The organism is Micromonospora zhanjiangensis, from assembly GCF_042650605.1.
GTDB classification, from domain to species: domain Bacteria; phylum Actinomycetota; class Actinomycetes; order Mycobacteriales; family Micromonosporaceae; genus Micromonospora_J; species Micromonospora_J zhanjiangensis.
On the sequence record NZ_JBHSBN010000006.1, the window covers coordinates 133672 to 155363 of the forward strand.

Sequence of the window (21692 nt, forward strand, 5' to 3'; positions counted from 1 at the left end):
GATCGCCGCCCCGAAACCGGGAGCGGCGATCTCTTCTCGGCCCGGATTACCGGGTGGTGTCCACGGTCCTGCCGTCCACCACCGGCTTGCCGTTCTCACCGGAGGTGGCCCCGCCCAGCTTGGCGAGCAGGCCGGCCAGGTCGATCCCGGTCAGGTCGGAACCCAGTTGCAGGCCCTGGGCGACGTTGCCGGCCACCGACTTGGTCAGCGACGAGGCGCCGTCGGTGGAGATGACGGTCATCTTGTCGATGTTGCTCATCGGCGCGCTGGCCGCCTCGACCACCTGCGGCAGCACCCGGACCAGCAGGTCCAGCACGGCGGCCTCGCCGTACGCGGCGAATGCCTCGGCCTTGCGGGCCATCGCCTCGGCCTCGGCCTGACCCTTGGCCAGGGTCGCCGCGGCCTCGGCCTGACCCTCCCGCTCGACCGCCTCGGCGATGGCGGACCGGCGACGCTGCTCGGCCTCGCCCTCCTTGGCGCCCTCGATCGCGTTCGCCTCGGCCAGCGCGGCCCGGCGGGCCCGCTCGCCCTCACCGGTGAGCCGGGCCTGCTCGGCGGCGGCCTGCGCGGCGGCGATGGTCGCCTGGCGCTGCGCGTCGGCGGTCAGCACGGCCGCGTTGCGGGCCGCCTCGGCCTCCTGCTCGACCTTGTACCGGGCCGCGTCGGCCGGCTTGCGCACCTCGGTGTCCAGCTGGCGCTGCTTGAGCTCGGCGTTGCGCTCGGCCACCTTCTGCTGCTCGGACAGGATTGCCTGGTCCCGTTCGGCCTGGGCCAGCGGACCGGCCGCCGCCGACCTGGCCTTGGCGGCGTCGATCTCGGACTGGATCGCGGCCTGCTTCAGCGACAGGTTCCGGTTGGCCTCGGCGATGGCCTCCTCGGCCAGTAACCGCTCCTGCTCGGCGGCCTGCCGGGCGCGGGCCTCGGCGATGGCCGCGTCCTTGAGCACCCGGGCCGCCTCCGGCCGACCCAGGTCCTGCAGGTACGACCCCTCGGCGAAGATGTCCTGCAGTTGGAACGTGTCGAGCACCAGACCCTGGTTGGTCATCGAGTGCTCGGCCTCCTCGGCCACCGCGCTGGCGAACGCCGCCCGGTCCCGGATGATCTCCTCGATGGTGAGCCGGCCGACGATCGACCGCAGCGCGCCGGCCAGCACCTCCCGGGTGAACTCGTCGATCTCGGCCTGCTGGTGCAGGAACCGCTGGGCGGCGGCCCGGATGGCGTCCTCGGTGCCGCCGACCTTGACGATCGCCACGCCCTGGAGCTTGGCCCGGATGCCCTGCTTGCTGACGGCGCCCTGGATCTCCACGTGGATCCGCCGGCTGGACAGGTCGAGCGACTGGAGCTTCTGCACGATCGGCAGGACGAAGACCGACGCGCCCATGACGACCTTCTGGCCGGACATGTCGGTGGACCGGATGCCGTCGGCGCTCTGCGTGGTGCGCCCCTTGCGGCCGGTGACGATGAACGCCTCGTTCGGCCCGGCGACCTTGATCCGGGACAGGATGAAGATGATCAGAAGGACGACGAGCAGGACCGCGCCGCCGATGGCGACGAAGAGAGAGGTCAATGCGACTCCTCAGTCAGAGGTGATGATGGGGGTTTCTTCGACCAGCACACTGGTGTCGCTCGGCGCATCGACCACGAAGACCTGGGCGCCGAGCGGAAGGGGTTTGTCAGACCGGGCGTTGAGCTTGACCGGCGCTCCGCCGACGCGGACCCGCACCTCGCCGTAGCCGCCGGCCGCGATGGGGGTGACCACCACGCCGAGCGCGCCGACCAGGTCGGCCCGGGTGGGCGTGGCGTCGGTGGGCATGTTCCGTGCCGCCCGGGCGAGCCGCATGGCCAGCCACGCCGTGGGCAGCGCCGCGAGCAGCCCGACGACCGCCGCCACGACGATCAACCCGGGGGTACGGGAGCCGAGCAGCTCGTTGGCGATGGCGCCGACGAAGCCGAACGCCCCGACGAAGCCGGCGACCGCCTCCAGCGACACCGGTCCGTCGACATCGGGATGTCCGAAATGGAGGAACTCCGCGCCGAGCAACCCGAGACCGAGCACGACGACGCCCAGCCCGCCGATGATCAGAAAGATGAGCGTCCCCGTAGCCATACCTGCAGGGTAGAGGCTTGGGGCAACCCCGTATCCGGCCGCTCGGTCGGTCGTTACCGCGATTCAGGCCATCCGGGCCGGCGTGCACGCCAGGACGCTCCAGATGCACGGCGTCGACGGGGACCGCAGCGCCGAGCGCTGGGAGTGCCGGGCGCGGAGCTGGGAGTGTCGGGAGGGTCGGGGAGAATGAGGTCATGCTGTGGACCGTGCTCGACTCGCCGATCGGTGAGTTCTCCGTCGGCGTCGACGAGACCGGAGTCTGCGGGGCGAACTTCGGCCCGGTCGAGGGGGCGGTCGCCGAGCCGGACGACGAACTGCTGCGCGCCGTCGTCGCCGAGTTGCGGGCCTACTTCGCCGGTGAGCTGACCGGCTTCACGCTGCCGCTGTCCGTCCGTCGGGGCTCCGACTTCGAGCGTGCCGTCTGGCGGGAGATGACCAGGATCCCGTACGGCGAGACGACGACGTACGGCGAGGTGGCGGCGATCCTGGGCGACGCCGGCGCGGCACGGGCGGTCGGGGTGGCCTGCAACCGCAACCCGATCCCGGTCATCGTGCCCTGTCACCGGATCGTCGGCGCCGGGGGGAAGCTGGTCGGCTTCGGCGGCGGCCTGGACCGCAAACGTCGCCTGCTGGAGTTGGAAGCCACGATCGCCTTCCAACGCGCGTGGTCGTGACGGTTGACCGGCGGCGCAAAGGGCTATACAACTTTGGTATGGCCTTCACCCTGACCCTCAAGTCCGACGTCGAGCGACGACTCCGCGAACTCGCCGAGGCGGAACATCGTTCGATGCACAAGACAGTTGAGGTGGCTATCGAGGCGTACCTTGATCGACACCAGCGCGATGAGTGGAATCGCCAGGCGGCTCGCAAGGTCTACGCCGAGGATGCCGAGTTCTTCGAGATGCTCGGCGACCGGTGAGCAGCCCTTGGCCCGATGCCGAGGACCTGTTGACTTTGTTGGCGGAGTGGACAGGGCAGCAGAACCGAGTCCGCGACGCCGGGATCCTGGTTGCGGCGGCGGCTCGACCACACGCCAGGTTGGTCGCGCGATCGGTCTATCCGACGTCGCTCGACAAGGCGGCGGCGTTGTTGCACGGATTGACCATGTGGCGCCCGCTGGAAGCGTGGAATGCCGGACTGGGCTGGGCCGCGATGCGTGTTCTGCTGCAGAGGTCTGGATTCACCCTCGACATGCCATCGAAAGACCGGATGGCGCTGACCGACGCGATGGTGAGCGGCGAGATCGATTCAGTCGATGAAATCGCTCTCCGGTTGTCCCCGTACCTTGGATTGCTGGACTGAACGGCGCGAGGGCCGGGTCCGTGCGGACCCGGCCCTCGACGGTGGCTGATCTCTAGCGTTCGGTCTTGCCGGCGATGAAGTCCTCGACGGCCTGGTGCGCGGCGTGGTCGGCGTACTGCTCCGGCGGCGACTTCATGAAGTACGACGAGGCCGACAGGATCGGGCCGCCGATGCCGCGGTCCAGGGCGATCTTCGCGGCGCGGACGGCGTCGATGATCACGCCGGCCGAGTTGGGCGAATCCCAGACCTCGAGCTTCAGCTCGGCGTTCAGCGGCGTGTCGCCGAACGAGCGGCCCTCCAGCCGGATGTACGCCCACTTGCGGTCGTCCAGCCACGGCACGTGGTCGGACGGGCCGATGTGGACGTCGCCCTTGGTCATCTCGTGCGGGATCTGGGAGGTGACCGACTGGGTCTTGGAGATCTTCTTGGAGACCAGCCGGTTGCGCTCCAGCATGTTCATGAAGTCCATGTTGCCGCCGAAGTTGAGCTGGTACGTGCGCAGCAGCTCGACCCCGCGGTCCTCGAACAGCTTGGCCAGCGCCCGGTGCACGATGGTGGCGCCGACCTGGCTCTTGATGTCGTCGCCGACGATCGGCAGGCCGGCGTCGGTGAACTTCTGCGCCCACTCCGGGTCGGAGGCGATGAAGACCGGCAGCGCGTTGACGAAGGCGCAACCCGCGTCGATGGCGGCCTGGGCGTAGAACTTGTCCGCCTGCTCGGAGCCCACCGGCAGGTAGGCGACCACCACGTCGACCCGGGCGTCGCGCAGGGCCTGGGCCACGTCGACCGGCTCGGCGTCGGACTCCTCGATGATCTCGCGGTAGTACTGGCCCAGACCGTCGAAGGTCGGACCGCGCTGGACGGTCACGCCGGTCGGCGGTACGTCACACAGCTTGATCGTGTTGTTCTCGCTGGCGACGATCGCCTCGGCCAGGTCCATCCCGACCTTCTTGGCGTCGACGTCGAACGCGGCGACGAACTCCACGTCGGAGACGTGGTAGTCGCCGAACCTGACGTGCATGAGACCGGGAACGCGGTCGTGCGGATCGGCATTGCGGTAGTACTCCACGCCCTGAACCAGGGACGAGGCGCAGTTACCGACACCGACGATGGCGACGCGGACGGAGCCCATCGCGTTTGCCTCCTCTTTCTCTGTCACGGCCGCTCCTGCTCATCCCTGGACTGCCCAGGCGGAAACGGGCTGTTGTCTTGTCGATCTGTTGCCGGATCCTGGCCGGTGGCCGGGCCGGTGTGCGGAGGACGACCGCAGCGCTCGTTGGCGATCAGTTCCTCCAGCCAGCGCACCTCCCGCTCGCAGGCGTCCAGGCCGTGGCGCTGGAGTTCGAGCGTGTAGGCGTCCAGCCGGGACGCCGCCCGGCCGAGCACGTCACGCAGGCCCTCGCGCCGCTCCTCGATCTTGCGGCGGCGGCCTTCCAGGATCCGCAGCCGGGTGTCCTGGTCGGTCCGGGCGAAGAACGCGAAGTGCACGCCGAAACCGGTGTCCTCGTACGTCTCCGGGCCGGCCTGGGCGATCAGTTCCGCGAAGCGCTCTTTGCCGTCGGCGGTGATTTTGTAGACCACCCGCCCCCGACGGCTGGTCAGCGCCGGTATCTCGTCCGCGCTGGCCGGTGTGTCGGACGCCTCGGTGATCCAGCCGGCGGATTGAAGCCGACGAAGCGTGGGATACAACGACCCGTAGCTGATCGCCGCGCGGATGGCGCCGAGCTTGGCGACGAGTTCCTTGCGGAGTTCGTAGCCGTGCATCGGGGACTCCTGCAGAAGACCGAGGATGGCGAGTTCGAGCACGTGCTCTACCTCCCCTACCCTCGGACACCGCCCGATAACGTCGGGCGATGTATCGGCCCGATACATCGCACGTTAATACCTCACCGGGGGACCGGGCAAACCTCGTGAGCTGGTTCACGCAATGCCAGGAAATTGCTCACCCCACGTGACGGCGGTCGCCACCTCTGACGGAACCGCGTACCCTTCTGCCCATGCGTACGCAGCGCCAGCTCGTCGACTACTCGCTCAAGAAGCGGGCGCTGCTGCGTGAGGTCTTCTCCGGTCGGATCGGCGTGCACGAGGTGTGCGACGCGTCGCCGTACCTGAAGAACGCCGCCCGGTTCCACGGCGAGCCGACCGAGCACCGCTGCCCGGTCTGCCGTCAGGAGAACCTGACCCACGTGCACTACATCTACGGCGACGAGCTCAGGCAGTCGGCCGGGCAGGCGCGCAGCCGGGCGGAACTGCCCGGCCTCGCCATGACTCTGCGTGAGTTCCAGGTGTTCGTGGTGGAGGTGTGCCAGGCGTGCTCCTGGAACCACCTCATCGAGCAGTTCCTGCTCGGGCGGGACGGACTGGCCGGTCCGTCCGACGACGTGACCGGCGACGGCGCCGCGATGGCCGCCGCCGCTGTGCCGCCCGGTGGCGGCGAACCCGTCCATCGACGACGGCGCGAGGCGCAACGGTGAACCCAGGCCGTCCGATCGGTAGCATGCGTTCCGCGATCGACGTCATGGATGGCATCCAGTCAACCGGACATGTCCGGCAAGTCACGATGTTGCGCCACGCCGGCCGGTCCCCCCGGCCGCTCGGCAGCGCGTGGCCCAACTCACGGCAACCCGGTGATGGCGGAACGCGCCACACCGCGACCGGCAGGGTGTGAGGAATGAACTCGTACGGCGACCCCAGTTCTCCGCGCGGTCGGGCCCAGATCCCCGGCTCGAACGGCGGTTCCGGATCGGCACCGGACGACTCCTACCAGCCCCGGGACGACGGGTCGGGATACCCGTCGGCCGGCGGCTACTCGGGCTCGGCCCGGCCGCCCCGACAGGGCGGATCGAGCGGTCGCGCCTCGGTCGGTGGCGCCCCGGTCAGCCCGGCACCCGGCAGCCCCGCCCCGTCGGGCGCGGGACGGGCCCGGGTCGGCGGGCGGGCCTCGGTCTCCGGCGCGGGCGCCCCGGGCGCCGGCGCGGACGGCGGTTACGGCCGCCCGGCCGGTCGGGCCGGCACGGGCCGCGCCTCGGTGGGCTCCGCGTCGGTCGGCACCGCCGGTAGGGCCAGCGTGGGTCGGGCCCGGCCGGTTTCGGACGACGCGTGGGGTCGCCCACCGGCCGACTACGACGGTCCCGGTGGCCCGGGCGGCCCGACCGGTCCGGGACGTACCGGACGCGGTGCCGGTGGCCCGGACGCGATCGCCCGCGCCAAGAAGCGCAAGCGGCTCAACCTGATCATCGCGTCCTTCGCGGTCTTCATCATGATGATCGGCGCCGGCGTCGTCGGGTTCACCTACTACTCCACCAACGTGGTGCTGCCGGACGACGTGCCGCTGCCGTTGTCCACCACGATCTTCGCCAACGACTACAAGAAGGTGATCGCGAAACTCGGCGAGGAGAACCGCCAGTTCGTCACGATCAACCAGATCCCGGAGTTCGTGCAGCACGAGGTCGCCTCGGCCGAGGACCGGAAGTTCTACGAGCACTCCGGCGTCGACTACACCGGCATCGCCCGGGCCGCCTGGAACAACTTCACCGGCGGCAGCAAGCAGGGCGCGTCGACCATCACCCAGCAGTACGCGCGCAACGCCTTCGCGAACCTGCAGGACGACACGTACGGTCGGAAGATCCGGGAGGCGATCATGGCCTCCAAGCTCAACGACAAGTACGACAAGAACACGATCATGCAGCACTACCTGAACACGATCTACTTCGGTCGGGGCGCGTACGGGATCGAGGCCGCCGCGCAGGCGTACTTCGGCAAGTCGGTGAGCAAGCTGACGGTGGCCGAGGGCGCGGTACTGGCCGGGGTGATCAAGCAGCCGGTGCCGGACAGCGCGACCGGACACAAGGGCTTCGACCCGGCGGTCAACCCGGAGGCGGCCAAGGACCGGTGGGGCTACGTCCTGCAGGGGATGGTGGAGAAGGGCTGGCTCAAGCCCGAGGAGAAGCCGACCGAGTACCCCACCAAGTCGCTGATCGCGCCGAAGGCGGGCAACTCGATGGTCGGTGTCGACACCCCGTACGGCAACGTCGTCAACTACGTCATGCAGGAACTGGCCGAGCAGGGGCTCTGCGTCCCGGGTGCCGAACCCAAGGACGGCAAGCCGGCCTGCCGGGACGCGGGCTTCCGGATCAAGACCACCATCGACCCGAAGATGCAGGACGCGGCGATCGCCGCGGCCCGGCGGGGCACCAAGGGTTCGGTGATGAGCACCCAGCAGAAGGACATGATGGCGGCGCTGGTCGCCGTCCAGCCGGGGACCGGCCGGGTGCTCGCCTACTACGGCGGTGACAGCGGCGCGGGCTTCGACTACGCCGGCAAGAACGTCGACACCGCGGGCAACGTCACCGGTGGTCATCCGCCGGGCTCGTCGTTCAAGGTCTACACGTTGGCCGCGGCCATCAACGCGGGCATCTCGACGAAGTCGTACTGGGACTCGGCGAACTACCATGTGCCCAACAGCAAGCTGGTCATCCGTAACGCGAACGAGAACTTCAAGGCCAGCTGCGGCAAGAGCTGCACGCTGGAGGAGTCGACGCTGAAGTCGTTCAACGTGCCCTTCTACCACATCTCGGAGAAGATCGGCCCGGACAAGATCGTCGACACCGCGCGCGACGCCGGCATCACCACCATGTGGACCAGCGCCGACAACCCGCCGAAGGCGATCGACATCACCAAGAAGTCCGGCAAGGAGGTCTCGCCCGACCCGTTCTTCAACGTGGTCTCCTACGGCCAGTACGGCGTCACCGTGCTGGACCACGCCAACGGCATGGCGACCTTCGCGGCCCGGGGTAAGTACGCCAAGGCACACTTCGTGCTCCGGGTCGAGAAGATCAATGAGAACACCGGTGCCTGGCAGGCGATCCCCAACAGCGGCGAGAAGCTCAAGCTCGAGCAGCGGATCAAGCCGGAGGTGGCCGACAACGTCACCGAGGTGCTCAAGAAGTATCCCAAGCAGATCAACCACGGGCTGGACGACAACCGGCCGGTGACCGGCAAGACCGGCACCTGGGAGCTCGACGAGAAGAGTAACCACAACGCGGACGCCTGGATGGTCGGCTACACGCCGCAGTTGGCCACCGCCGTCTGGGTCGGCAACGCCGGTAAGCGCAAGGCGCTGTTCACCAAGAGCGGTGGGGAACTGTACGGCGCGAACGTGCCGGCCGACGTCTGGCAGAAGTTCATGAACAAGGCGCTGGCCGACCAGGAGATCAAGAAGTTCCCGGAGAACGTCCAGATCGTCGGTGACGACAGCGCCGGCGACGGCGTGAAGCCGGCGCCGCCCAGTCAGGAGAACAATCCGAACTCGAGCTGTACGATCCCGATCCCGGGCTTCTGCGACAACGGCGGGAACAACGGCGGCCGCAACAATGGCGGGGGCGGCAACAACAACGGCGGCGGGGGCAACAACAACGGCGGCGGGGGCTTCCCCGGCGGTACCGGCGCCGGTGTGCTGCCCAGTACACCACCGGGTAGAAACCAGGGCTGACCACGCGGTGAGCGCGCCGGCCGCCGGAGACCTCCTCCGGCGGTCGGCGCGTCTTCGTACCAGCGTCTCCCGAATCCCGGCCCGGTACGGCAGGATGCCTGTTCATGAGCACGCATCCAGCGACCGACATCGACGAGTCCCAGCGGGTCGAGCATCCGTCCCGGTCGGACGGTTTCGTCCACGGCCTGGCCCAGGCGATCGGCGGCCCGCTCGGCGAGCACGCCGCGCGCCCCGCCGGCCGGTTCTGGACAGCGGCCCGGATCGTGCTCGCGTTGACCTGCCTGACCCTGGCGCTGCACTGGGTGCAGAAGTCACCCTGCCAGAACGGTGCCTGGGCGAACAACGTGCAGTACACCCGGTTCTGCTACACCGATGTGCTGGCGCTCTACTACGCCGAGAACCTCAACCAGGGCGCGGTGCCCTATCGGGACCACCCGGTCGAGTACCCGGTGGTGACCGGCTACTTCATGGGCGCGCTCGGGCTGCCGGTGCACAGTCTCGGGCAGAGCCACCCCGACATCAACCAGGGCCAGTGGTTCTACAACCTGAACGCCCTGGTGCTCGGGGCGCTCGCGGTGGCCACCGTGGCGATGATCCTCGCGCTGCGTCGGCGCAGACCCTGGGACGCGGCGCTGTTCGCGCTCTCCCCCGCGCTGCTGCTGACCGCGACCGTCAACTGGGACCTGCTCGCCGTCGGTCTGGCCGCCTTCGGCCTGTACGCCTGGGCCCGGCGCAGACCGGTGCCGGCCGGGATCCTGCTCGGGCTCGCCGCCGCGGCGAAACTGTGGCCGCTGTTCATCCTCGGTCCGATCCTGCTGCTCGCGTTGCGCGCGGCCCGGGTACGGGCGGCGCTGACCACCGTCGGCGTCGCCGCGGTCACCATCGTCGCGGTCAACCTGCCGGTCGCCCTGCCCTACTGGGACAACTGGAAGCGGTTCTTCGACCTGAACACCACCAGGCCGATCGACTGGGGCACCTTCTGGTACATCGGCCGCTACTTCGACGGCCGGTTCAACACCGGGGCGCCCGGTGACCAGGGTCCATTCCAGTGGCTCAACGGGCACGTCGACCCGACCCTCAACAACCTCACGTACGCGTTGTTCGCGTTGGCCTGCGTCGGGATCGCCGCGCTGGCGTTTCTGGCGCCGCGCCGACCGCGGCTCGGCCAGCTCGCCTTCCTGGTGGTCGCCGCGTTCCTGATCTTCAGCAAGGTGTGGTCGCAGCAGTTCGTGCTCTGGCTGCTGCCGCTGGCCGTGCTCGCCCGGCCGCGCTGGGGTGCCTTCCTGGCCTGGCAGTTCGCCGAGGTGTGCTACTTCCTCGCCTTCTACGGCGAGTTGCTCGGGGCGTCCGGCAAGCAGGTCATCCCCGAGGGCGTCTTCGTGCTGGCGGCGCTGCTGCGCCTGGTCACCGTCGCAGTGTTGTGCGGCCTGGTGATCCGGGACGTGCTGCGGCCCGAGCGCGACGCGGTCCGGGCCACCTATGCCGACGACCCGGACGGCGGCGTCCTCGACGAGGCACCCGACGCGTCCTGGCTGCGCCGATGGCGGGCCCGATCGGACAGCCCGACCGGACCCGCCGTCGTCACCCCGTAGCCGGGTCGGGGACGCCTGGGGGACCGGGGACCGGCGGGCGGCCTGGAAGATCGCGGCTCGGCGAAAGGCTCGGTCAGCACCGCCGACGCGGCGGGCACCAGCACCTGGTTCGCGTCCGGCCCGGCTCCCGCCCCGTCCCGGTCGCCGGGTGCCGGCCGTCCGGCCGGCACCCGAGCGGTCGGTCACAGCCGGTAGACCACCACGTCGCCGACGTCCTCGCGCTGGATGCCGAGCGGTTCGACGGGCAGGTCGACGGACGCCTCCCAGGGCGTCCCGGCGACCCGGTCGCGCAGCACCACCACCGTCTTGACGCCGATCCCGCGCAGGTAGTCGACGCTGGCGCGGTCGGGGAAGCTCTCCGCCGCCTGCCGGGTCTTCGCCAGGCCGGTCGGCAGGAAGCCGCTGCCGCCGTTCACCACGGGCTGGAACCGGGTGGTCGACCAGAGCATCACGTTCTGGTCGGTGCCCTGGTCGCTGGGCAGCACCAGCAGCGGCCCGTCCGCGGTGCGCAGCGCGGCCGGCTGCTGCGGGACGACCGGGTGCGGGGTGGCGTTCAAGCCCTCGACCAGCACCAACAGCAAGGGGACCAGGGTGGCCAGCCGCAGCCACGGGCCGGGCCACGACGGGATGCGCTGGGCGGCGAGCTGCTGGGCCCGGTCGGCGAGGGCGCTGACCGAGCCGGCCGCCAGCACGCACAGCAGCAGAGTGCCCCACAGCATCAGCCGACCGGGAGTCCGCAGGCCCTCCCAACCGGGCAGGTGGTCGTAGAGCGGCAGGTAGGTGTACCGCCCGCCGAAGAACTCGGTGCCCATCGACAACAGGAAGATCAGCACCGTGCCGGCCAGCAGCAGCAACCGTTGACGCACCGTCCAGATCGAGAAGAACAGGCCGGCGATCGCCAGGGCGTAGAGGACGTAGCCGGGCAGCAGCGTCATCTCGGCCTGCGCGGTCAGGGTGGCGCGGGCCGGCTCGTGCAGGGACCCCCAGATCCGCGACTCCGCCGGAGCGATCAGGAAGCTGCCCGCCGGCGGGGAGAAGACCTCGAGATCGCCGACCGACCGCTTCGCGTACGGGTGGAGTTCGGCGACCTTGAAGAACGGGATGGCCAGCAGCGCGCCGGTGGCCGCGAAGACCAGGCCGCCGGCCAGGTCGGCGAGCAGCAACCGCCACCCGAACGGGCGCTTGGCCCGCCAGACGAAGAGCCGCCGGGCGTACCAGGTGAGGACGGTGACCGGCACCAGAAGACCCAGGATGTACGCGAACGGCAGGCCGATGCCGAAGCCGAGGGTGATCTGCCAGGAGGCCACCAGCCAGCCGGCCAGCGCCCAGCCGGCGTGCCGGCGGTCCGGGCGGTAGCCGTGCCGCATGGACCAGCCGTGGCCCCTGGCCAGCATGGCCAGCGCCAGCGGGATCCCGCCGTTGGAGACGATGTGCAGGTGGCCGGCCTGGGACAACAGCCACGGCGCGTACGCGTAGCCGACTCCCGCCACCGCGGCACCGATCCGGCCGGCACCCAACTGCCGCACCAGCGCGTACGCGCCGAACGTGGCGACCGCGTGGGCCAGCACGAAGATGATGTTGTACCGCAGCAGGGCGGCCTGCGGCCCACTGCCGATCATGCCCGCCGGCGCGTAGCCGAGCAGCATGTCGGAGAAGGCGAAGCTCCACTTCTCCGGATAGAAGGTGTTGGACTGGAACAGATGCGCCGGATCGGTCAGCAGGGCGTGGCCCGACCAGGCCATCTGCCAGGCCTGCAGGGTGGGGTCCCAGTAGTCCTGCGGGATGGTGTGCAGCGGGTAGCGCAGCGTCGGCCAGGTCATCAGCACGGCGAGCACCAGGCTGGCCAGGGCGGCCAGGGTCCACTCGTGCACCAGGGCCCGGCCGGTCGCCCGCAGGATCCGGCGCGGTCGACCGATCCGCTCCTCGGGAGCGGACGCGAACGCGTCCCACGGATCGGCCTCGGCCACGTCCGACGCCTCGGCCTCGGCCTTGTCCGACTTCACCTCGTCCGACTTGGCCTCCCTGCTCGTCGAACCGACGCTGTCCTTCGACGCGGTGCCGTTCGTCGCCGTGGCGCCGTCCTTTGACGTGGCGTGGTCGTCCTTCGTCGGGCCGGCGTTCTTCGTCGGGGCGGTGCCGTTCGGGCCGGCCTCGCCCTGCGGTGAGCCGGGCGTGTCCGGACTCCCGTCGACCGCGGAGGTGGCCGCGGCCGCGGCGCCGGTGTTCTGGGGGTTGCTCGACTGGTCCGTCGTCATGAACCTTTCCCTACCGGCCCACGCGGTCACGCAGGAACGCGATGTCTGCGGCCTGACCCTCAGTTCCCCCCGGTGTCTCAACGACCACCGGCGCTCCGGCGGCGCGGACCACGGCCACCACCAGCTCCGGGTCGATCTTGCCGTGTCCGAGGTTGTCGTGTCGATCCCGGCCCGAGTCGAAGCCGTCCTTCGAGTCGTTCGCGTGGATCAGGTCGATCCGTCCGGTGATGGCCCGGACCCGGTCGACGATGTCGAGCAGGTCCTCCCCACCGGCATGCGCGTGACAGGTGTCCAGGCAGAAGCCCACCCCGTACTCGCCGACGGCGTCCCAGAGCCGGGCCAGCACGTCGAACCGCCGGGCGACGGCGTTGCCGCCGCCGGCGGTGTTCTCGATCAACACCGGGGTGGCGAAGCCGCCGGACTCGGCGGCATAGGCGAACGTCTTGCGCCAGTTGTCGATGCCGACCGCGATGTCGTCGCCCGAGTTCACGTGTCCACCGTGCACGATCAGGCCCTTCGCGCCGACCGTGGCGGCCGCCGTGGCGTGCGCGACAAGCAGCTTGCGGCTGGGGATCCGGATCCGGTTGTTCAGCGTGGCCACGTTGATGACGTACGGAGCGTGGATGAAGACGTCGATGTCGGCCGCCCGGAGTTGCTCGGCGTCGGCGCGTGGTTCCGGGCTCTTCCAGCCCTGCGGGTCGGAGAGGAAGAACTGGACTGTCTCCGCCTCGCGGCCGACGGCCGCGTCGAGCGGGTCGGTCGGATCGACGTGGGCTCCGATACGCATGAAGGCGAGCCTACGTCGCGCCGCGCCGCCGGCGTGGTCGCGTCCGGCGGCTTGTCCGGTTTCTCCGCGGCTCGGCCCGGCTTTCCCGGCCACGGAATTCCGGCGGTCCGCGTCACCGTCGCGCCACCGGCTCGTTTACCCGGGTGAAGTTCCCACCCCACCATCGACGCGGGTGGAGCAGCGCACCGCCCGAGCGGATCCGGATTGAGGAGAGAGTGCCGTCCTTGCTTCGCCACCCCCGTACCACCGTCGCGGTTGCCGCTCTGTTCGCCGGTGCGCCACCGTTGCTCCCCGGGATCGCGGTCGCCGGTGAGCGGCCCCGATCAGCGGTACGGGAGAGTGGCCAGGAGTTGTCCTTCGGCTCCGGACGGACGGGCCTGCGGTGCCGGGCCTCGGCTGATCGGGAAACGGTCACCGTGTCGGCGGAGGCCACCCTCCGGGTGGTCAACGACACGGGACGTCGTGCCCGACTGGCGCTGGACGGCGTACCGCAGGGTGATCTTCCCGGTGGTGCCGCCGCCGACGTGCTGTTCCATCGCGGGCCGGTGCGGCTAGTGCTCCGGCCGGTTTGTGGCCTGACCGCCGAATCCACGGTGCGGGTGATGGTGGTGCCGGCGACGTCCCGGGCGCCGACGACGGCTCCTGCCGCGCGGGCCGGCGCGGCGGAGGACGGCGGCCCGCCGGCGGCCTGGGCCCGCGGTCCGGCCGCCGAGGTGGTGGGCGGGGCCGTCGAACCGGTACGCGACCGTGGCCCCATCGGTCTGCTCGCGCTGACCGCCTCGGTGTGCCTGGTAGGGGTGCTCGCTGGTGCAATTCGGGCGATTGCCACTCAACGTGCAAGTCGGGCTGTTGTGGCGTAACATAAGTACATACCAAGCTCCGCGGGGCGCCTGCCGTCCAACCTCATCGGTGTGGTCGTTCCTCCCCAGGTCCCACCCAAAGAATGCGGACGGGGGCGCCCCGCGGCCCAATCGATCAGGCGATTCCCGACCTGGCCGCCTGCCTGCGGGTGTGGCGCGACCGCCGGGTATCCTGGTCCGGTCGTCCGTGTCGGCCCCGGGTCCCCCCGACCAGCCACGCGGTACGACGACGCACGACCTCCTGCCACGGAAGGACCGTGGCCGCCAAGCCCATAGGAGGTGAGCACGTCTTGCGTCATTACGAGATCATGGTGATCCTCGACCCCAGCCTCGAGGAGCGCACCGTCGCCCCGTCGCTCGACACGTACCTGAACGTGATCCGGACCGCGGGTGGCTCGATCGAGAAGCTCGACGTCTGGGGCCGCCGGCGCCTCGCGTTCGAGATCGAGAAGAAGGCCGAGGGCATCTACGCCGTCATCGACCTGCAGGCTTCGCCTGAGGCGGTGGCAGAGCTGGAGCGGCAGCTCCGACTCAACGAGTCGGTGCTGCGTACCAAGGTCATCCGGCCGGAAACGCGCTGACGCGCATTCCAACCCGGTCCGCCCGGATTCAGCCTCGTCGGCGCTGTCGTACAGCTCTGAGAACCTGTACCGACAACGACTGACGAGTGCGCGAGGAGATGGTCATGGCAGGAGATACCACCATCACGGTCATCGGCAACCTGACCGATGACCCCGAGTTGCGTTTCACCCCGTCCGGCGCGGCGGTCGCCAAGTTCCGGGTCGCCTCGACGCCCCGGTTCATGGACAAGGCCTCCGGCGAGTGGAAGGACGGCGAGCCGCTCTTCCTGGCGTGCACGGTGTGGCGGCAGGCGGCGGAGCACGTCGCCGAGTCGCTCCAGCGGGGCGCCCGCGTGATCGTCTCGGGTCGGCTGCGCCAGCGGTCGTACGAGACCCGTGAGGGTGAGAAGCGCACCGTCATCGAACTGGAAGTCGACGAGATCGGCCCGTCGCTGCGGTACGCCACGGCGAAGGTGCAGAAGATGTCCCGCTCCGGTGGTGGCGGCTTCGGTGCCTCCGGCGGAGGCCAGGGTGGTGGCGGTGGACAGGGACGCGGAGGAAACTTCGACGACCCCTGGGCCACGGCAGCGCCAGCCTCCTCGGGCTCTGGTTCGGGCGGCGGAAACTTCGACGAGGAGCCCCCGTTCTAATGGCATCGAACGCCAGAGATCGCAAGCCAGGAGCACGAGCAATGTCAAAGGCTGCGGCACTTCGCAAGCCGAAGAAGAAGGTGAACCCGCTCGACAAGGACGGGATCACCTATATCGATTACAAGGACACCGCGCTGCTGCGCAAGTTCATCTCCGACCGCGGCAAGATCCGCGCTCGGCGGGTGACCGGAGTCACCTCCCAGCAGCAGCGGCAGATCGCCCGTGCGGTCAAGAACGCCCGCGAGATGGCGCTCCTGCCGTACACGGCCACGGCCCGCTGAGGGGAGGCACCGAAATGAAGATCATCCTGACTCAGGAGGTGTCCGGCCTCGGCGCCCCCGGCGACATCGTCGAGGTCAAGGACGGCTACGGCCGGAATTACCTCATGCCGCAGGGCTTCGCCATTCGCTGGACCAAGGGCGCGGAGCGGCAGGTCGAGGTGATCAAGCGGGCTCGTTCGGCCCGCGAGATCCGCGACCTCGGCCACGCCAACGAGGTCAAGGCCCAGATCGAGGGCCTGAACGTCAGCCTGTCGGTGCGCGCCGGTGACGGCGGCCGGCTCTTCGGCTCGGTCACCCCGGCCGAGATCGTCGATGCCGTCAAGAAGGCGGGTGGACCGGTCCTCGACCGGCGTCGCCTGGAACTGCCCGGTCACATCAAGTCGGTCGGGTCCTACCCGGTGCGGGTCAAGCTGCACCCCGACGTGGCGGCCAAGTTCGACCTCAACGTGGTCAAGGCCAAGTAACACCAGCAACGACGGATGGGGTGCCACACGCACGGTGTGGCACCCCATCCGTCGTTACCGCCGGCCGGTCCGCCGCACCCGCGCCCGGCTCAGTTCAACGGTTGGTTGCTGAGTGCGCTGAACACCACGGTGGACAGCCCACCGCCGATCACGGCCGCCGCCAGCCCGATGCTGCGTGCCCGCCAGGTGCTGATCACCCGCCGCATCAGGGTCGCCATGACGAGACTGGCCGCGAAGGCCGCCCCGAACTGCGGTGCACCGCCCAACAGGGACCGCAGCGCGTGCAGCCGGGGAGACTCGCAGCCCCCACCGGCGATGTCGGTGACGCAGTTCGGCGCCACGCTGCCGTCCAGCGTCACCAGCCAGACGAACAGGGCCAGGACCGGCACGGCGTACCAGACAGCGGTGTAGAGCAGGGTGGCCGAATAGCCGCCGCGATCGCCGGGCAGCAGGTCTTCCTCGATCCGGCGGGTCCGGCCACGTCCCTGCGGAGGCGGGGCTGCCGACCGGCGAGCGCTGACCGACCGGCGGGCACTGATCGGATCCGACCGGCGCCAGTCCGGCTCCACGGCTCCGCGACGTCCCGCCCCCGACGCCGGGCGGACCCGAGCCGGATTCGGGAAGCTGACCGCCGGTGAGCGGGGTGCCGAGATCGGGGTGTCCATCCAGCGCGGATCGTCACCGGCCAGCCGGGTCCCGGACCAGAATGTCTCGCCTTCCCCGTCGTCGTCGTACCCGGGACCGTCGAGATCGCGGCGTCCCCCGCCGGAAACCGGCGCGCGGCTCCACTCGGTGGTGTCCGTCAGCCGGTCCCACTGCCCGGTGGTCTCGGCGAGCCGGTCCCACTGCCCGGTGTCGGTAAACCGGTCCCACTGCCCGGTATCGGTGAACCGGTCGAACTGACCCGTGTCGGTGAACCGGTCGAACTGTCCGGTCTCGCCGTACGGATCGCGTGCCGGCGCCGCCGACCTCGGCGCCCGCGACGGCGGCGCCGGGGACGGCTCCTCGTCGGCGAAGGCACCCGGCGGCCGCTCCCACTGCCCGGTGTCGGTGAACCGGTCCGAGGGGCCGTCGCCCGCCGCCCGTCGACGCCAGCGGTTCACCTCCGCGCTGCCGCCTCGGCCGGACTCGACCGGTGCGTCAGAAACCCAACGCGCGGTCAGCCGGGTGGCGGTGGACTCGAACTGGTCGACCTCGATGTCCGGCCCCTCGTCCCGGGCCTGGCGATCGTGACCGTCGGCCGCGACCCGCCACGGGCTGCCGGCTGCCTCCGCGGTGTCCTCCGACGACTCCGCGCGCCGGGGCCACGGGTAGTCGTCGGGCTGATCAGCGTCGTCCGACCAGGCACGCTTCCGGGCCCCGGCCTGCCCGCGCGACCAGGCGGCATCTTCCGCCACCTCCGCCGCCTCCGACCGACGACGGCGTTCCACGGTCGGCTCCGGCTCGTCCGACCAGCGGCGCCCGAGAGTCTCGTCCGGCTCGTCCTGGCGGGCGCGCTTCGTGGTCCGGCCCGACCGGTCGGAGCGGGCGCGTCCGACGGTCTCGTCCGGCTCGTCCGACCGGTGGCGTGTCCCGGCCGGATCCGACCGGTCGGAACGGGCACGCTCCGCCGCCCGACGTCGGCTCCGGCTGCGCGCTGCGGGCACCTCGTCGATGTCGTCGGTGGACCGTCCGCCGGGCGCGTCGAAGCCCGATCCGCCCGTGGCGGCGCCGCTGACCGGGCGGCGGCCCCGACCGCGTCGGCCGGACCGGTCGCGGTCCTCCGCCCGCCGCCGGCCACCGGTGTAGCCACCCGAATCGGTGGCCCCGTCGTCGTCGATCGCGTGTCGGCCGGTATCCGAGGTGGAACGTCGGCTCGTCGGCTCGGCCGCCGACCCCCGATCACCGGCCGATCCGATGGCCCGTCGCGCGCGCCGGCCGGCGGTGCTGACCGGCGGGTCCGCAGCCGCGGACTCGCGGTGCCTGCCGCCGCCACTCACCGGCCGCGCGTCCGGCTCCCGCTCATCGGTACGGGCCCAGGGCGGAAGGTAGCGGGCTGCGGATTCGGCGCCCCGGCGGTGGGCCGCGCGACGCCGGCCGGGAACACGGTAACCCTCGTCGGTCGGCGGGGTCGGACCGTCCGTGGAGTCCGGGAGAACGGCAGCCCAGCCGTCGCTGGGTTGCCGTGCGCGTGGGGCGGCATCACCGCGCCCCCAGTCCCGGTGGTCCACTGCCGGAGGGTGACCTTTCTGCGTCCGAATGGCAATCAGTCAACTAGTCGATTCTTCAATGTCGATGATACGACCAGAGCTACCAGCCAGTCTCCCCAGGTTGCCCCCGGTACGCCAGACTAATCACCCCAGAATTCTTTCCTGCACAGTGTGTGGACGACGTACTCGCAGGTCAGAGGGGTGTGGAGCAATTTTCCCCGTAGTTATCCACAGCGTTGTGCACAGGACTGCACACAATCAGGTAGGCACTGTCCACAGGTTGTCCCGAGACTCTTCCACCGCCGCGTTTGGGCCGCTGACCTCGGGCTCCGTATCGTTACCGTCTGGTCGTGGCGACCGTCGCGACGTCCCCGATCGCCGCCGCCGGCTGGCCCGACGAACTTGTCGTACCGGGCGGTGATGCTCGGTCGTAGCGGATGCAGTGGAGGGGGTGCCCGTGTCGGTCACGGACGACGCGCGGACGGACCGCCGAGGTCCGCAGGCACCCACCCCCGGCCCTCGCGAGGGGCAGTACGAGAAGACCCCGCCGCAGGACGTCGCGGCGGAGCAGTGCGTGCTCGGCGGAATGCTGCTGTCCAAGGACGCCATCGCGGACGTCGTCGAGATCCTCAAGGCGAACGACTTCTACCGCCCGATCCACGCCACCGTCTTCGACGCGATCCTCGACCTCTACGGGCGGGGTGAGCCGGCCGACGCGATCACCGTGGCCGCCGCGCTCGCCGACGCGGGAGACCTCGGCCGGGTGGGCGGCGCCCCGTACCTGCACACCCTCATCGCGAGCGTGCCCACCGCCGCCAACGCCGCCTACTACGCGCGGATCGTCGGCGAACGCGCCGTGCTGCGCCGGCTGGTCGAGGCCGGTACGAAGATCGTGCAACTCGGCTACGGCTCGGCCGACGGAGGTGGCCGGGACGTCGACGACGTCGTCGACCTCGCCCAGCAGGCCGTCTACGAGGTGACCGAGCGGCGGGTGAGCGAGGACTTCGCGGTGCTCGCCGACATGCTGCAACCCACCCTGGACGAGATCGAGGCGGTCGGCGCCCAGGGCGGCGTGATGACCGGCGTGCCGACCGGTTTCACCGACCTGGACCGGCTGCTCAACGGCCTACACCCGGGACAGCTGATTATCGTTGCAGGCAGGCCTGGTCTCGGGAAGTCAACAGCGTCGATGGATTTTGCCCGAAATGCGGCTATCAGGAGCAATTCCGCCAGCGCCATTTTCTCGCTGGAAATGAGCAAGGTCGAGATCGTCATGCGGCTGCTCTCCGCCGAGGCCCGGGTCCCGCTGCACGTGCTGCGCAGCGGTCAGCTCTCCGACGACGACTGGACCAAGCTGGCCCGGTGCATGGGCGAGATCAGCGAGGCTCCGCTGTTCGTCGACGACACGCCGAACATGAACCTGATGGAGATCCGGGCCAAGGCCCGGCGGCTCAAGCAGCGGCACGACCTCAAGATGATCGTCGTCGACTATCTGCAGCTGATGAGCTCACCGAAACGCACTGAGAGCCGGCAGCAGGAGGTCGCCGAGTTGTCCCGTGGCCTCAAGCTGCTGGCCAAGGAGGTCGAGTGCCCGGTGATCGCGGTGAGCCAGCTGAACCGTGGCCCGGAGCAGCGCACCGACAAGCGACCCCAGCTGTCCGATCTGCGCGAATCGGGTTGCCTCACGGCGAACACCCGTATCCTCCGGGCGGACACGGGGACAGAGACGACCATCGGAGAACTTCTGTCCACCAGTGCGACCGAGGTTCCAGTGTGGTCGGCCGATGAGAAGCTCCGGTATACGGCCAAGCCGATGACGCGCGTCTTCTCCAGCGGGACGAAGGAGGCGTTCACCCTCCGGCTCGCGTCCGGCCGGACGGTGGAGGCAACCGCGAACCATCCGTTCCTTACTTTCGACGGATGGAAGCCACTCGGCGACCTCGCACCGGGTTCGCGGATCGCAACTCCCAGGCACGTGCCAGCCCCTCTGGTCACAATCGAATGGCCCGAGCCCGAGATCGTCATGCTGGCACACCTGCTGGGCGACGGATCGTTCGTACGCAGGCAGCCAATCCGGTACGCGAGCACCGATGAGCAAAACCTACGGGTTGTGACCGAGTCGGCGGCCCACTTCGGGATCACACCGATTCGAGATGATCACGCTGCCGCCCGCTGCACGAGTCTCCGGCTGCCGGCACCCTTCAGGCTGGCGCGCGGCAGGAGGAACCCGATCGCGGCGTGGCTCGACGGACTCGGACTATTCGGTCTGCGTAGCCACGAGAAGTTCATCCCGGACGCGGTGTTCGCGTTGCCCAAAGGTCAGATCGCGACCTTTCTTCATCACCTCTGGGCCACTGACGGCTGCGTCTGGTGGGACGAAGGGGGTGAGCAGGCGCGGATCTACTATGCGTCGACGAGCCGACAACTGGTAGACCAGATCGCTCTCCTGTGTCTCCGGTTCGGAATCCAGACCCACATCAAGACAGTGCGTAAGACGGGCTATCGCGACGGTTACCAATTGGTGATCTCCGGCGGCGACGACCAGCTCCGGTTCCTTCGCGAGATCGGCGTGCATGGTGATCGGTCGAAAGCTGCAGCCGCCTGCCTGGCGGGGTTGACCGGTCGGAAGCGGAACACCAATCGCGACACGGTTCCGAAGGAGGTGTGGGGCCGGGTGCGCACCGCGCTCAGTGAGCAGGGGATGACGCATCGGCAGTTTGCCGCCGCGATGAACACCCAGTTCTGCGGCAGTGCTATGTGGAAGCGCAGTCCGAGCAGGGCGCGATTGGCGCGGGTCGCTGAGATCCTGGATGACGCTGGCCTGGAGATGCATGCCACAAATGACATGTACTGGGACGAGGTGGTCAGCATCGAGTCCATCGGGATACAGCCGGTGTATGACGCCACCGTGCTCGGAACCCACAACTTCATCGCCAATGGCATCGCCGTCCACAACAGCATCGAGCAGGATGCGGACGTTGTCATACTTCTGCACCGGGACGACTACTACGACAAGGAATCCCCCAGAGCGGGCGAAGCAGACTTTATTGTCGCTAAGCACAGAAATGGACCGACCGACACGGTCACCGTCGCGGCCCAGCTGCACCTGTCGCGTTTCGTGGACATGGCGATCGTCTAACCGGTCGCACGCCGG

Annotated in this window: 19 protein-coding genes; 12 read left to right on the plus strand and 7 right to left on the minus strand. The window is 69.7% G+C overall.

Going from position 1 to position 21692, the window contains the following annotated elements; translation table 11 throughout:
• Nucleotides 1-46: 46 nt before the first annotated feature.
• Nucleotides 47-1567, minus strand: a complete 1521-nt coding sequence (locus ACFOX0_RS11340) for a flotillin family protein (RefSeq protein WP_377544522.1) — start codon at nt 1565-1567, stop codon at nt 47-49.
• A 9-nt stretch (nt 1568-1576) separates the two neighbouring features.
• Nucleotides 1577-2107, minus strand: a complete 531-nt coding sequence (locus ACFOX0_RS11345) for an NfeD family protein (RefSeq protein ID WP_377544524.1) — start codon at nt 2105-2107, stop codon at nt 1577-1579.
• 194 nt (nt 2108-2301) lie between these two features.
• Here ACFOX0_RS11345 and ACFOX0_RS11350 point away from each other — a divergent pair, with 194 nt between their 5' ends.
• Genes ACFOX0_RS11350 through ACFOX0_RS11360 form a run of 3 tightly spaced genes read left to right on the plus strand, consistent with a single transcriptional unit; the run spans nt 2302 to nt 3409 of the window.
• Entirely contained in the window at nt 2302-2781 is a 480-nt protein-coding gene (locus ACFOX0_RS11350; RefSeq protein ID WP_377544526.1) for a methylated-DNA--[protein]-cysteine S-methyltransferase, read from the plus strand.
• Nucleotides 2782-2819: 38 nt separating this feature from the next.
• On the plus strand, nt 2820-3026 hold the full coding sequence (locus ACFOX0_RS11355; protein ID WP_377544528.1) for a ribbon-helix-helix protein, CopG family: 207 nt from the start codon (nt 2820-2822) through the stop codon (nt 3024-3026).
• A complete protein-coding gene (locus ACFOX0_RS11360) occupies nt 3023-3409 on the plus strand; it encodes a hypothetical protein (protein ID WP_377544530.1) in 387 nt (128 codons plus the stop codon). Before ACFOX0_RS11355 ends, ACFOX0_RS11360 begins: the two co-directional genes overlap by 4 nt.
• A 52-nt stretch (nt 3410-3461) precedes the next feature.
• Here the strand turns inward: ACFOX0_RS11360 and ACFOX0_RS11365 are convergent, their stop codons facing one another.
• Nucleotides 3462-4541, minus strand: a complete 1080-nt coding sequence (locus ACFOX0_RS11365; RefSeq protein ID WP_377544886.1) for an inositol-3-phosphate synthase — start codon at nt 4539-4541, stop codon at nt 3462-3464.
• A gap of 23 nt (nt 4542-4564) precedes the next feature.
• A complete protein-coding gene (locus tag ACFOX0_RS11370) occupies nt 4565-5215 on the minus strand; it encodes a PadR family transcriptional regulator (protein WP_377544533.1) in 651 nt (216 codons plus the stop codon).
• 191 nt (nt 5216-5406) lie between these two features.
• Between ACFOX0_RS11370 and ACFOX0_RS11375 the strand changes: the two genes are divergently transcribed.
• The 3 genes from ACFOX0_RS11375 (at nt 5407) to ACFOX0_RS11385 (ending at nt 10492) form a co-directional block, all read left to right on the plus strand.
• Complete coding sequence (locus ACFOX0_RS11375; protein WP_377544536.1) at nt 5407-5883, plus strand: DUF5318 domain-containing protein; 477 nt, start codon at nt 5407-5409, stop codon at nt 5881-5883.
• A 197-nt stretch (nt 5884-6080) separates the two neighbouring features.
• Entirely contained in the window at nt 6081-8900 is a 2820-nt protein-coding gene (locus ACFOX0_RS11380; protein ID WP_377544538.1) for a transglycosylase domain-containing protein, read from the plus strand.
• Between the two features lie 104 nt (nt 8901-9004).
• Complete coding sequence (locus ACFOX0_RS11385) at nt 9005-10492, plus strand: glycosyltransferase family 87 protein (protein WP_377544539.1); 1488 nt, start codon at nt 9005-9007, stop codon at nt 10490-10492.
• Nucleotides 10493-10674: 182 nt separating this feature from the next.
• Here the strand turns inward: ACFOX0_RS11385 and ACFOX0_RS11390 are convergent, their stop codons facing one another.
• The gene (locus ACFOX0_RS11390) at nt 10675-12747 is read right to left on the minus strand and encodes a hypothetical protein (protein ID WP_377544541.1); all 2073 of its coding nucleotides are present in this window, start codon (nt 12745-12747) and stop codon (nt 10675-10677) included.
• Nucleotides 12748-12757: 10 nt separating this feature from the next.
• Nucleotides 12758-13534 (minus strand): deoxyribonuclease IV, encoded by a 777-nt coding sequence (locus ACFOX0_RS11395; protein WP_377544544.1) that lies wholly within the window; start codon nt 13532-13534, stop codon nt 12758-12760.
• Nucleotides 13535-13974: 440 nt separating this feature from the next.
• On the opposite strand from ACFOX0_RS11395, the gene ACFOX0_RS11400 reads away from it, so the two are divergent.
• The 5 genes from ACFOX0_RS11400 to rplI all read left to right on the plus strand — a co-directional run bounded on the left by ACFOX0_RS11400 (nt 13975) and on the right by rplI (nt 16349).
• Complete coding sequence (locus tag ACFOX0_RS11400) at nt 13975-14394, plus strand: hypothetical protein (protein ID WP_377544547.1); 420 nt, start codon at nt 13975-13977, stop codon at nt 14392-14394.
• Nucleotides 14395-14684: 290 nt separating this feature from the next.
• The gene (gene rpsF, locus ACFOX0_RS11405; protein ID WP_377544888.1) at nt 14685-14975 is read left to right on the plus strand and encodes a 30S ribosomal protein S6; all 291 of its coding nucleotides are present in this window, start codon (nt 14685-14687) and stop codon (nt 14973-14975) included.
• An 86-nt stretch (nt 14976-15061) separates the two neighbouring features.
• On the plus strand, nt 15062-15604 hold the full coding sequence (locus tag ACFOX0_RS11410) for a single-stranded DNA-binding protein (RefSeq protein ID WP_377544550.1): 543 nt from the start codon (nt 15062-15064) through the stop codon (nt 15602-15604).
• Between the two features lie 41 nt (nt 15605-15645).
• Nucleotides 15646-15885, plus strand: a complete 240-nt coding sequence (rpsR, locus tag ACFOX0_RS11415) for a 30S ribosomal protein S18 (protein WP_377544552.1) — start codon at nt 15646-15648, stop codon at nt 15883-15885.
• Nucleotides 15886-15899: 14 nt separating this feature from the next.
• Entirely contained in the window at nt 15900-16349 is a 450-nt protein-coding gene (gene rplI / locus ACFOX0_RS11420) for a 50S ribosomal protein L9 (RefSeq protein ID WP_377544553.1), read from the plus strand.
• 89 nt (nt 16350-16438) lie between these two features.
• Here rplI and ACFOX0_RS11425 read toward each other — a convergent pair whose 3' ends face one another.
• Nucleotides 16439-17779, minus strand: coding sequence for a hypothetical protein (locus ACFOX0_RS11425; RefSeq protein WP_377544555.1), 1341 nt, complete (start codon nt 17777-17779; stop codon nt 16439-16441).
• A gap of 1201 nt (nt 17780-18980) precedes the next feature.
• On the opposite strand from ACFOX0_RS11425, the gene ACFOX0_RS11430 reads away from it, so the two are divergent.
• Nucleotides 18981-21677, plus strand: a complete 2697-nt coding sequence (locus ACFOX0_RS11430) for a replicative DNA helicase (protein WP_377544557.1) — start codon at nt 18981-18983, stop codon at nt 21675-21677.
• Nucleotides 21678-21692 lie beyond the last annotated feature (15 nt).